The sequence below is a fragment of the Methanosphaera sp. genome (genome assembly GCF_016282985.1).
Taxonomy (GTDB): domain Archaea; phylum Methanobacteriota; class Methanobacteria; order Methanobacteriales; family Methanobacteriaceae; genus Methanosphaera.
On the sequence record NZ_JAEELZ010000087.1, the window covers coordinates 39,845 to 51,833 of the forward strand.

At 34.5% G+C, this 11,989-nt stretch carries 12 protein-coding genes; all 12 read right to left on the reverse strand.

Translation table 11 applies throughout. The annotated features are described in order from the left end of the window. Positions 1-18: 18 nt before the first annotated feature. A complete protein-coding gene (locus QZZ11_RS05145; protein WP_292474175.1) occupies positions 19-3,825 on the reverse strand; it encodes a hypothetical protein in 3,807 nt (1,268 codons plus the stop codon). 3 nt (positions 3,826-3,828) lie between these two features. Next, a complete protein-coding gene (locus QZZ11_RS05150; RefSeq protein ID WP_292474177.1) occupies positions 3,829-4,647 on the reverse strand; it encodes a hypothetical protein in 819 nt (272 codons plus the stop codon). Positions 4,648-4,673: 26 nt separating this feature from the next. Beyond that, positions 4,674-4,847, reverse strand: coding sequence for a hypothetical protein (locus QZZ11_RS05155; protein ID WP_292474178.1), 174 nt, complete (start codon positions 4,845-4,847; stop codon positions 4,674-4,676). Between the two features lie 20 nt (positions 4,848-4,867). Next, positions 4,868-5,500, reverse strand: a complete 633-nt coding sequence (locus QZZ11_RS05160) for a hypothetical protein (protein WP_292474180.1) — start codon at positions 5,498-5,500, stop codon at positions 4,868-4,870. Positions 5,501-5,647: 147 nt separating this feature from the next. Next, on the reverse strand, positions 5,648-6,055 hold the full coding sequence (locus tag QZZ11_RS05165; protein WP_292474182.1) for a hypothetical protein: 408 nt from the start codon (positions 6,053-6,055) through the stop codon (positions 5,648-5,650). Between the two features lie 11 nt (positions 6,056-6,066). After that, positions 6,067-7,407: a hypothetical protein gene (locus tag QZZ11_RS05170; protein WP_292474184.1), complete on the reverse strand. Its 1,341-nt coding sequence runs from the start codon at positions 7,405-7,407 to the stop codon at positions 6,067-6,069. Next, positions 7,408-7,995, reverse strand: a complete 588-nt coding sequence (locus tag QZZ11_RS05175; RefSeq protein ID WP_292474186.1) for a hypothetical protein — start codon at positions 7,993-7,995, stop codon at positions 7,408-7,410. Next, positions 7,992-8,513, reverse strand: coding sequence for a hypothetical protein (locus QZZ11_RS05180; RefSeq protein WP_292474187.1), 522 nt, complete (start codon positions 8,511-8,513; stop codon positions 7,992-7,994). The genes QZZ11_RS05175 and QZZ11_RS05180 overlap by 4 nt, the downstream gene beginning before the upstream one ends. A 6-nt stretch (positions 8,514-8,519) precedes the next feature. Further along, positions 8,520-8,990 carry a hypothetical protein gene (locus tag QZZ11_RS05185; protein ID WP_292474189.1) on the reverse strand — a complete coding sequence of 157 codons (471 nt, stop codon included), beginning with the start codon at positions 8,988-8,990 and terminating at the stop codon, positions 8,520-8,522. A 3-nt stretch (positions 8,991-8,993) separates the two neighbouring features. Beyond that, positions 8,994-9,509 (reverse strand): carboxypeptidase-like regulatory domain-containing protein, encoded by a 516-nt coding sequence (locus tag QZZ11_RS05190; RefSeq protein WP_292474191.1) that lies wholly within the window; start codon positions 9,507-9,509, stop codon positions 8,994-8,996. A gap of 29 nt (positions 9,510-9,538) precedes the next feature. Then, positions 9,539-10,786 carry a hypothetical protein gene (locus QZZ11_RS05195; RefSeq protein ID WP_292474192.1) on the reverse strand — a complete coding sequence of 416 codons (1,248 nt, stop codon included), beginning with the start codon at positions 10,784-10,786 and terminating at the stop codon, positions 9,539-9,541. A gap of 16 nt (positions 10,787-10,802) precedes the next feature. After that, a complete protein-coding gene (locus tag QZZ11_RS05200; protein WP_292474194.1) occupies positions 10,803-11,906 on the reverse strand; it encodes an XkdF-like putative serine protease domain-containing protein in 1,104 nt (367 codons plus the stop codon). Positions 11,907-11,989 lie beyond the last annotated feature (83 nt).

Sequence of the window (11,989 nt, forward strand, 5' to 3'; positions counted from 1 at the left end):
GTTATCACCTAAGGAGGATTAGGAATGGTACATTGTTGTACCAACTGTTCTTCCAGCACGTGTTGTTTCAAAATTCATTGCTCGGATTACCTTCTTAATAAATGCATTCTCATCATCGCCATTAGCTATTGTAACAGACTCTATATTAACATTATTATTCACAGTAACATTAGATTGGCTAGATGAAGTTCCACTATGGTTATTCCCAACATTACTTACTGCTGGGAACATATTTGAAGCAACATTGCCCTTAAATGGGGATACCATTCCTTGAGCAATTTTACTAACAGTACCCACCATCGGGTCTTCATATGAAGCTAAACTTTTAAAAGCACCTTTCATCTCAGCCTCAGTTGTTCTCCAAATAATACCAGGACTACCAACATCAATATTATCAGGGTACGCTGCTGCCATATCAGCTGCTATCTGTTTCATCTTTGCAACCATTTTGTCACCCCAACTACTAAGACTTTGGTATGCCCCCCTCATTTCTGCATCAGTTACTGCAGCAATACCTTTAAAATTAGCTCTATAAGCAGATACCATTTGTTTACCCATGTTACCAATTATAGTAACGGCTTTCTTTGCAAAACCATTAATAAGGTTAATACAAGCAGAGACACTACTACTTACTATTCCGGGGAAAGAACCAAAGACACTACTCATAACAGGTTGTAAAGTAGCAATGGCAGAACCCATCATAGTCATCATAGCAATAGCACTAACTAAACTAGCACTAATCATGTTAACACTTGCAACTATAGTTATAAAACCAGCACTCATCAAGGTTACACTAGTAGCAGCCGCAACTAATTGAGCACAAACACCCATCAAGGCAGCTCCCAGAGGCACAATACTAGCAGCCATAGCAACAAAACCTGGAGTACCCACGGCAATAAAAGCAGTGACACTGGCAGTCAATGTAACAAAACCTGCAGCAAGTGCAGCTACACCAGCAACAAGTTGACCATTAATAACACCGGCTACCTGTGTGAAACCTGCAACTATTGCGTTCACAACACTAACTACTCCACTAGACAATGCTCCTATAACACTAGTAATAGCTCCGGCAACTGTGGCAATAACACCACTAATAGCACCACCAATACTACCAACAATTCCACTGATGGCTCCACCAATACTACCTATTACAGTTGCAATACCTGTTGCAAGAGAAGTGATAATACCCATAATACCAGCATATACCGTACTAAATATACCCATGATATTACCACCAATAGTAGTGATAATACTTGTAATACCCATTACAACAGTATTTATAATACCCATAATATTAGCACCAATAGAATTAATAATTCCAGTAATACCCTGTGTAATAATATCAAACATACCACTAGCAAGAGTAAGAATTCCACTAGTCATAGTACTAATAACTGTACTAATAATTGATCCAACAACTTCAGATATACCACTTAAACCCTGACCAAGTCCACTAAAATCTAATCCTTCGCCAGTTCCACTAAACAAACCACTTAAAGAACCTGCAATACCTTGAATAGTACTGGCCACACCACTAAAATCAAGATTATCAATGAAATCCACTACTGGTTGAAGGAATGATTCAACATTCTCTGCAAGACTACTAATAGTACTAGCAAAATCAGAAGCACTATCACCAGCAGGACCAAAATTCAATTTACTAAGAACATCATAAATAATATGCCCCACTTTATATAATGCTTGACCAATAGCCGTAAGAACTGGACCAATAGCAGTCCAAATAGCTTTACCCACAGTGTATAACATTTGGAATCTGGTGATAACATCATTAATTATAGCATTACCAATCATACCAAGAACAGGTTTAAGAGCATTAAAAGCTTCCCCAATAGCATTTATAGCAGGTTGTAAACCATTCCATATGTCTGTGAATGCGTTCTTTAAATCATTAAATGCAGGTCCCAGGGTACTCATTAATTGTGAACCTATATTGCCTAATTCAGTCATGATAGTATTACTTAGGCCACCAAAAGCCTCCTGTAATGGTGTTAACCAATCAATGCCTAACATGTCAAGAATTCCAATTAATGTAGTTACAATCATTATAACTGCTCCAATCGGTCCAAGTAATCCCATGAATGAACTGCCTATACCTCCAACAGCACCACTTATTTTTCCAAGTGTTCCACCTAACCCCTTGGTTAATTTACTTCCACCACTTTTAAAGGATTTTCCCATTCCCGATAAGAATCCTTTACCCGCAGTTTTACCACCTTTTGAGAATGATTTACTATTACCTAATTCTGTTCCTAAATGGCTTTTTTGTTGTTTGGGAATTTTAATATCACTTGCAAAACCTTTCTTTGAAGCTTTCCGTGTTGTTTTCTGTTCAGGTGTATCATTATGAAAGCCAAGTTTTCCCTTGACACGTTCTAGTGCTCCTTTTTTCTGTTGTTTCTGATTTTTCTGAGTAGTTTTACCATTCTTCTTTTTCTGTTTACCCAGTTCCTTAGCACTATCAACACAAACATCATCACAACATTCAACATCTTCACAACCACTATCCAACCCTTTACCACGAATTTTATCCATAATAGTACCTTTCAAACCTTTGGAAGAAATACTGTCACGTAAACCTTTAGCCCCCGCAATAACACTTTTGATAGCACTAAAAGCTCCAGTACCTGCACCTTTAATAGTACGAAAAGTATCGGCCACTGTACCAAGTGCATCAGCTGCAGGTTGAACAGCACTAAAAGCCATAAATGCCCCCATCAAACCTTTTGCCCAAGTGTTAGGTATTTTATTTCCTTGTTCATCAACATCAGTTAAAAAATCTGTGACAGTTTGGATAATTGGGCGTAATTGAGGTAATATTTCTTTTCCTAATTGGCCCCCTGCACTACTCATAGTCTTTTTAAGACCTATAATATCCCCTTGGAATGAGTCCATATATTTACTTGTCTCTGGAAGAACTTTACTTACTGCTTTGAAGTATCCTTCAACATCATCTTCCTTACCTGTCCATAGTCCAGTGGCCATCAAAGAAGCTTCACTAATACCATACTGATCCAAACTAGCAAAAGCACCATTTAAACCTTTTGTCAGATCATACATTGCACTCGTTGCTTCGGCTTCACTATAACCAAGAGCCATTACTGCATCACTAACTTGTACATATGTATCAACATATTTTTGCATATCTTTCCCCGTACTTGAATGTCCAGCATTCAACGCAGGAATAAGATTATTCATTCTAGTCATAGACTTACTGGTTAACTTATCAATATAATCAGTATCTAAATTCAGATTTTTAGACGTGATTGCATTTATTTCTTTGGTCATTGCGTTTCCTATGGTGTTTTCATAGGAACTACCCAATCCTAAGTATGACATCATCCCATTACCTGATAGTCCACTGCTCATGTTTTGGAAATTACTTGACAGATTATTCCCACTACTTCCTGCACTTTTTGCAGAACGTGCCATTTTATTGAGTTTGTTAGCAGTTTGATCCGCACTTCTTCCAATATTATCTATACTGTTGGAATCCATACTGTCTATAACTTGTTTTGCATTTCCAGCTTCATCTTCCATTTTTTGAAGACCTGCAACTCCATTTTTAGTGTTGACATTAACATCTTGACCATCTAATCCTTTAATACCCTTTGTAGTATTTCCTATTTGAGAATCTAAAGATTTTAGGTTACCATCTGCTTGTCGTGTATCTAGGTCTATTTTACGGTTGCCTATTGTTTTTTCTAGTTGGGCTACTGTAATCAATTGTTTTACTACATTATCTAATGCTTTCGTATCTGCTTCAGCTTGTACATTTAATGTGTAAGAATATGATTGTCCTGCCATCTTTTATTTCTCCATTTGGTCATTAATACTTGGATAATACGTTTGATCCGTGTTTTCATCAAATACTACTAGCCCATCTATGAGCATTGTTGTGAACATTTGAGTTTCTGGTGTGGTGTTGGTTATTTCTATTATAATCTTTTTATGTGTGGTTCCCTCTTCTATTCTAGGGTAAGTTTCTCTGTTGTAGACATATGTCCATCTGCTTCCTTGTGTTAGCCATGTTTTCTTATTGTATCTCATACTGTATGGTAATGTTTGGATAATTTTTCCTGTGTCTGCATCTTTGCAGGTTATGTCTAATTGGCCTTGTCCCCTGTAGTAACATTGGAATTTAAAGTATTGACTATTACATTCGCTTATGTCTACTGTTTTTGTGATTGTTTGTCCGGTTTCTAATTGACAACAGTATTGACTGGTTGTTGTAAATGATTCATCGGTTATTATGGTAAATTCACCAGTGAATCCTTCTTTTTGGTTATGAAAATCTCCATTGTCAAGGTAATTATGACAATCTTTAGTATAATAATCATTCAATACATCTTCTGGTACTGGTAATCCTCTTGGACATATTGCTAGTGCTTGTTCATAATTGCCTTCAGGGAATACTATTAGTACACTATCTCCGATAACGGGTATTCCCATGCATATTACTCCATCCATGATTCCATTATTTGATGTAACTAGTTGTATGTCTGCGTATCGATGATGCCCTGTTGTGTTTATAATGTACCCCATAATTGGTGGAGGATTTGTTGTTTGTATTGCTCTTGTGAATTGAGTTGCACTGTTAATGAGTTGATTTATATTTTCGTCGACCATGATATTTTTCCCCCACAGGGTTTTTTTTATTGTTCTATTACAAACAGGTTTCCTTTAGTTATTTTGTTTTTATGTTCAAGTATTTTCTGATGTAATATTGGTATAATTGCTTCTTGATACAATGTTAAATTAGGATAATTGAAGAAAATTAGTTTTAAATCATAATTTGAGTACCAGAATAAGAATGTGATGTGAGACATGTTTCCTTTATGGTTTATGTCTAATTTTTTAGAAAATTTTCAACTACTTGTTGTATTCTTGGGTCTTCACCAGTTGTTCCACTTGCAAGGCTTATGGCTTCACCTATTTGTTCTACATAGTCAAATCCTATTTTTTCAAAGAATTCTTTTGGTAGTTTATTCCCTTTGCTATCTTCACAAATATCTACTGCTACAAGATAATTCATGCTTTTCTTTTCTCTTACTTGTTTTAACTGGTATTGATAATATTCATTACTGTTTATGCTTCTTATGTATATTTTGTATTGTTGTCCGTTAGGCATGGTTATTGGTATTGGAATTCTGTAGTCTGTACCCATCCGGATATATTCTTCTGTTTTTAGAAATTCTGTTATGTCGGGTAATTGTTCGGGGTTGTCTTCTCCTTGGAGTAGTTCTGTCGTTGTTTTTATTCGTTCATTATATTCTGTTTCTTGTTGTTTTATTTTTTGTTGTTGAATTTCTTCTTTGTGGTCTTCTAGGTATTTTTTGTGTTTTTCTCTGTTTTCTTCTATGTTTCCCTGTTTAGGGAGGTATTCATTGTTTTGTTTGTTGTTTGTTTGTGATTGTATGAACGTTGGTTTGTTTTCTGTTTTGATTTTATTTACTTCTTCTTGGTATTCTTTTTGATTCATATATTATATCTCCATAATTGTTTTTGGTGTGTATTAGTTATTTTTTTCAAAAAAAAGTTAATAGGGTGAAAAAAATAATTTATTTATTTTAACATGTTTTTATTATATAGGGGTGGTGAAATTATTTCTATTGTTCTTGGATAATTTTTATAAGAAGTATTCTTCATAGGATTCACTAACAAGATCAATACTGTTTTCCATTAATTCTCCAGTACTATGGCTCCAACTTCTTTCATCAGGAATAGTACCATAACCATTCACAACAAAAGTACCGTTTGGTTCATTTACCATGAAAGTAACTACTCCTCCGTTTTTATATGAGAGTTGCTTAATTGTTTCTATGATTTGATTTTCTTTTTCTGATTCAAAACGGGTATGTCTTGTAATACTGAATTGTGCACCTGGATTTCTGTTGTTTGTTGTGATGTTTCCACTGTCTGTTTGAACTGTATCCGCATCATGACTTATTGTTATTTCTACTTCAGTATTCCAGTCAATTGTTACACCATCTATTAGAAATACTGCATCATATAATGTTTTACTATTTTGTACCATAATACCATCTCTTATTGTTCTATTTGTGCTGAAACTTCTACTGCATTACTTTCATCAATAATTTCCATGCTCACACCCAGTTTTATAACGTTGATGATTCCTCTCAAACGTACTCTGATTGGGATGTAAATTTTCCATGGTGAAAGTATTTTTTCTTTACCTATTGTTACTTCGATAATTAATCTGTTACTGAGTTTTCGTACTTCTTCACTTTTTGCTTTTATTTGTGCTTTAAGAGCTTCAATAGGTACGTTATCATTTGTTTCTCCGATAGTGCTAATAAGATCATATTGTCGTAGGAGGTAAGCTATTGTTCTTACATGAGCTACATCATACCCACTTGGTTGTATACTATTCTTGATACAATATGTTTTATCTTTACGATTGTATGGTTTTATTACTTGTACCCCACTATTCATTAATATTTCACCAGCATCCCCTTTACCAAAGAACATTTCCTCACCGGAAGGGATACCTGTTATTCCAGGAATAACTTTATTGGTTAAACTAGTCCCTATGGGTAATGTTGCCATAAATCCGGCTATATGTGCTGCTGCTTCCATTCTTGTTACATTTGCTCCATGTATTTCAAGTGGTTGGCAATACCATCCTGCTGTTCCAATACTTGTTTTATCTATACTGTCATAGTATTCAGTTTCTTCTTTTGCGTGTGGAACGTTGACAATTGATGTGTTAATTCCTGTAACTGTGCTGTTTCCATTAGTTCCTGGTAAATCATTTAACCAGTTAATCCAGTATACTGGTTTTTGAATACTGAATACGTTATTTTGATAATATGCTATTAATTCATATACATCATTGATTGTTCCTGCTTTACTAAATGTTTCCCCTTTGAAACTTACTTCATCTTTCTTTGGAATTGCATTTCTTATATCACTACTTATCATAAAAGCATCAATATCTTCATCACTTAATTTTATTAATGCTTCTTTTAAACTAGTATAACTTAATTTCGTAGCAGCTATTTCTTTAATAGCAGTACTGTAACTACCACTATTTACAACAGTTGTACTTAGTTCTGAAGATGCTATTGAGCTGTCAGTAATATTTACACATGTAAGATTTGTGACTCCATCACATTCTTCTGTGTCTTCATGGAAGAGATAATGTGCTGCACGTGGTCCATCAAAATTGTACCAACTATTACTTTTAAGTACAACACCATATTTATCATATACTTCTTCTATACTACCGAAACAGTAAACATCTTGATTGATACTTGGAAATGCACCGATAAGTCCCATTTTTCCTGCTTGACCTGGTGTTGCAATATCTTTTACTGTTTCGTTTGTAATTTCTATTCTTGTATTTATATCACTATTAATTGTCATTTATACGAAACGGCTCCTTTTTTTAGTTTGTTTTTTGTTTATTTCAAATTTTATTGGAGGATAATGTTTATCCAATTCATGTGTTCTTTCTACACTACTTTCAACTTCGAAAAATACTTCATAATCATCATATCCATAATCAAGTAATGATTCTTCAAATTCTATACTTGTAAAGTCAATGGCCAGTTCAAAGATTCTTCCTTCTTCATCAAAGAGGGGAGTTCTTTGACTGGTTTTTGTATATGCCCAAAAAGGTTCTTTTTTCATATAATTCTTGATGCGTAGATATGTACTTCGTAGTTTTTCTATTGCATCAAATACACTGATGTTACTTGTATGAAGGATTACTTGAGTATGTGTTTCGAACCATTCACTTTCTTGGGCTTTTTTCAATAAAGAATCTTGTCCTCTTATAACATAAATGGTATTTGTTTCTTCAGATTCATCATCTTCTTTTTGAAAACCGAGAATTAATCTGAATTCAGTTAATAAGGGGTCACCTTCTTTTTGTTTATCCCGTATCATTTTGAAGATTTCTATATCAGTTCTCCAGTTTTCTACTCCTTCTAGTTCAGGTTTCCTTTTCATCCATATCCCTCACTGAATGCTTCCATAACAATAGTCATTACATCATCAATTTCATTTTCCAATAAAACACTACTTTCTTTCAGATAGTATCTTGGCTTGGCAGGTCCTACATACTTTGTACGTATCCAACCCACTCCCGGAATTTTGAAAGTAAGATAAGGTTTATTTTTTGGTGTTACAGGTCCTCTACCTTCTTCAACATATTGAGCATAAAAAAGAGTGGTTCCAATACTTGCCCGGTATTTAGATTTTCGGTTTATCTTAATACTGTCATGTAATGTTCCTGTGATGATACTTCCTTTTTCTGCTAGTTTAACTCTTTGTTTTAACCAGCTGAAAGTAGCTAGTGTTGGAATAATTAATTCCAACTCGTTTTTTAATTGTTTTTTTCCTGCTCTGAATTGTTTACGAATTGTGGTGGTTAATTCTTTGAAAATTGGAGTTTTAGGTATTTTTAAGTCTTTAAACCCTTTCAAATCTGCTTTGACTATAATGTCATGGGAATATTTGCCTGGCATCTTATTCTACTCCAAACTATAAATTGTAAATAATAGATTATTTTCATATTCTACTGGATAATGTTTTATATGATTTCCCAATACATGGAATTGATAATTGTAGTAAGGTTTAATCATTTTCTGTGCATCTGTTATAAGTTTGGAGTCTCTTGTTTTGAATTTGTATTTTTCTTCAAGAACTCCTGCAGTCCACATGCACAATGCATTGTAGCAAATATTAGTGTTTGGAACTTGTTTTCTGTTGAGATATGTTGCAGCTTTTATTTTAGTGATGTGGAATGTTTTTAATATTTCATCTTTACTTATGTGTTTACGAATGTTAAGATCTTCATAATATTCCTGTTCAGGTTTGTCTTCTTCTTGGAATATTTTGAAGTCGTTCTCTTCCATAAATGCATTGACTTTATTTCTATTTTTTTTAGGTCTGATTGTCCATTCTGGGAGATATAATAACACATCATCCACGATTGTATTCAATATTTATTCCTCCACTAAGATTGGTTGTAGCTTGCAACGTATTTTTCGGGTAAATTTGTTGTTACTGTTGACTAATATGTCTTTATTGAATGTATGGTAACCTGTTTTGGTTATGATGATTTCATAGTTTCCGAAAGGTACTTCTTTGAATATTATTTCCCCTTTTTTGTTTGTTTTCTTTGTTTCACCATCATCACTGTCAAGTGATACGAGTGATACTTCAGCATTAGAAACCCTTGTTTGGATAATTAGTGTTCTTGTATCTTTTTCTATAATTTTATCCTTTTTTATTGGATCTAATCTTATGTTGTGATGGTGATTGTTTTTCTTATTTTTATGTATCTTTAAAGGTTGTGGTAACAAGTATTCCTGGTACCCTTCTTTTGTTACTAATACTGTGTAAGTATCAGGGGGTACATCTTTGAATTGTACTTCCCCTTTACTGTTGGTTTCTTTTACTATGCTATGATTTTTTCCTTCAAGGGTTACTGTAGCATTAGCTAGTAATTTTTGTTCCATAATCCTAGCCTCCCACGATTATGGTAATATCAGGGAGAATCATCACCATCTTGTTGTGCTATCATGGTTGGAAGATTTATTACTTCTGCTGCAAGTACATCCTGTTCACGTTCGAGGAGGGTACCTAATTCTACGAAGGTAGATACTTTGTACATGAATGTGTCAAAGTCATAGTTAATTTCTGTGGTGAAGTCTTCACGGAATCCATTGGTTACTCCAGATTTGAAATTACCTAGTAAAATATGTTGTTTGTAATTGTTTCTTGGTAATGCTAATTCCATACATGGTGTGATTGGTGTACCGTTTACTCTGAGTACTCCTCCATCTAATATTATTTGGTCTCCACGTGCAGTTTCACGTCTTCCCGCAAGTTTTCTTAGTTGACCATATCCTTCAGGTGATACAAGGAATTCTTGTCCTGTATTTCCTAGTTGGGTGTAATATTGTGTTTCCATGTCTATTAATTGTTCGATGATGTTTCCATTTTCTTCTTTATCCATTTTTGAGAAATCAATTGGAATTTTGTCTGTTCCTGTTCCATAGATTCCACAGTAGTATCCTTGGCCATATGTTGATGATTTGTTGTCTTCAATGTTTTCTTTCATGAATTCATACTGGTCATCTAATTGTTTGAAAAGTCCATCGTTGGCGTGTAATCCATCTGTGTTTGTTGCAGTTTCATCTCTTATACTATAAAGTTCTAACATTCCCATGTTCCAGTCTCTTTTTTGGCTGACTGCATTAATGTATTCTTGGATGAATCTTTGTCCGGTAAGGTGGTTTTTAAGGTCTTCACGCGTAAAGTCTGCTGTTTCCACGTATGGTTCACTTACAAGTACTTTGTCTTTGTGGATGTGTTTGTCTCGTGTGATATCATCACGTACTCTTTGTTTACCATTTTGTACACTGGTTAAACTTTCCATGTTTTCATCTACATCATAGTATGCTCTTTTTGTTCTTTTTGCTACTATTCTTTCGTAGTTACATTTTTGGTGGAATACGCTGTTGTATGTTCTTTCTGCTAGGAATGTTGTTGCTTCTACTGCTGGTAGCATTCCTGGTTTTACTATGCTTCCATTGTCAGTGTGGTAGAATGGGTCTCCTACATTGGATATGAATTCTAGTTTTCTGTTTTCTGCTTTAGCTGTGTGTATTGCGTTGAGCATTTTGTCTTGTGGTAACCACCTGATGGTTGCATGTCTTTCTTTTTGTAGTTCATCATATGTTGGAATTACTCCTGGCATGTATGCACTGTCTGGTAATATATATTGTGACATTAGTTTTGTCCTCCTATTATCTGTTTTTGATTAGGTTTTCATAGCTTCTGTTTGCTATGAATTTCATTGCTTCTTCTTCATATTGGTCTTGATAATTGTTGTTTAGTCTTAGTGGTTTGCTTGTTTTTGCTGTGTGTTGTGGATTACCTTCTGGTGGTTCTGGATCATCAGGGTCTTGAGGGGCTTCAGGATCTTTTGGGTCTTGAGGATCTTGTGGAGGTTGTGGATCTTTAGGTGGTTCAAAATGTTGGCCTTTTTGTGTTGGGTCGGGATCTCCTTCTCCATCTTGTCCATTTGGTTTCTTTTGTGGTTTTTGCATTTGCATTTCACTAATATCTAATTGTAATTTTTCAACATCCCCCCCTAATTTTGCAATTGCTTCATTGCTTTTTGTTTGTGATTCTAATAATTTTTCAAGCAATTCATTCTGTCTTGGTATGCTCTTGTTTGCTTCTATCATGCTTTGCATGAATTCATCTGCATTTGCACCAGTACCAAATATGTCGTTTGCTTGTGGTACTGGTGCTGTTGCTGTATTTTTTGCTGTGAATAATTTTCTCCAGAAGCTTACTTCTGATTCATTATTTTGATGTTGATCTGTCATGTTATCATTTTTCCTATTTTTTCGTGTTTGTGTCTTAGCTGTATATTCATTATAATTCATTACTTCCATGGGTAATTGGTTTGCAGGGTGGTCCGTGAAGCTGATACTGCTTGGTTGCATGGATTCCTTGTTTTTGATATTATTATAAGGTATTCTTCCACTTGTTGTATCATACAACACAACATTTTCGCCAAGTTCAGTTCTTAAACTCACTCCGCTTATTTCATTGTTAATTAGTTGTTCTTGTAATGTTTTATTGGTTATGGCAAGAACTTGTAGCCAACTACCAGCAGGTATTAATGTATCGTTTATGTATTCATCACTTTGATTGATGTATCGTTCGTGTTCTCTGACACCGTCTAGGTATTTGTTTCCGTGTTCGATGTCGTAGTTGATGTTTTTTGTGTTTGTGAATATTTTTTTGATGTCCTCTCTGAGTAGTAGGTCATCTTCTGTATCTTTTAGAGAATTAGCTAGGACACAACATTTTACGTATATTGTGTCTTCTTCTGTCATTTGGTGGTCACATATTATTTTTATTTTTTTAGGTTTCCTCAACACATTTTTCTGTGTATCATTGGTGTAATTTTATTGTGGCA

Bases quoted from the DNA above. Each gene is read 5' to 3' on its own strand.
- QZZ11_RS05150 (WP_292474177.1), bottom strand. From the start codon at position 4,647: ATGGTCGACGAAAATATAAATCAACTCATTAACAGTGCAACTCAATTC.
- QZZ11_RS05180 (WP_292474187.1), bottom strand. From the start codon at position 8,513: ATGCCAGGCAAATATTCCCATGACATTATAGTCAAAGCAGATTTGAAA.
- QZZ11_RS05170 (WP_292474184.1), bottom strand. From the start codon at position 7,407: ATGACAATTAATAGTGATATAAATACAAGAATAGAAATTACAAACGAA.
- QZZ11_RS05195 (WP_292474192.1), bottom strand. From the start codon at position 10,786: ATGTCACAATATATATTACCAGACAGTGCATACATGCCAGGAGTAATT.
- QZZ11_RS05145 (WP_292474175.1), bottom strand. From the start codon at position 3,825: ATGGCAGGACAATCATATTCTTACACATTAAATGTACAAGCTGAAGCA.
- QZZ11_RS05175 (WP_292474186.1), bottom strand. From the start codon at position 7,995: ATGAAAAGGAAACCTGAACTAGAAGGAGTAGAAAACTGGAGAACTGAT.
- QZZ11_RS05200 (WP_292474194.1), bottom strand. From the start codon at position 11,906: ATGACAGAAGAAGACACAATATACGTAAAATGTTGTGTCCTAGCTAAT.
- QZZ11_RS05190 (WP_292474191.1), bottom strand. From the start codon at position 9,509: ATGGAACAAAAATTACTAGCTAATGCTACAGTAACCCTTGAAGGAAAA.
- QZZ11_RS05160 (WP_292474180.1), bottom strand. From the start codon at position 5,500: ATGAATCAAAAAGAATACCAAGAAGAAGTAAATAAAATCAAAACAGAA.
- QZZ11_RS05165 (WP_292474182.1), bottom strand. From the start codon at position 6,055: ATGGTACAAAATAGTAAAACATTATATGATGCAGTATTTCTAATAGAT.
- QZZ11_RS05155 (WP_292474178.1), bottom strand. From the start codon at position 4,847: ATGTCTCACATCACATTCTTATTCTGGTACTCAAATTATGATTTAAAA.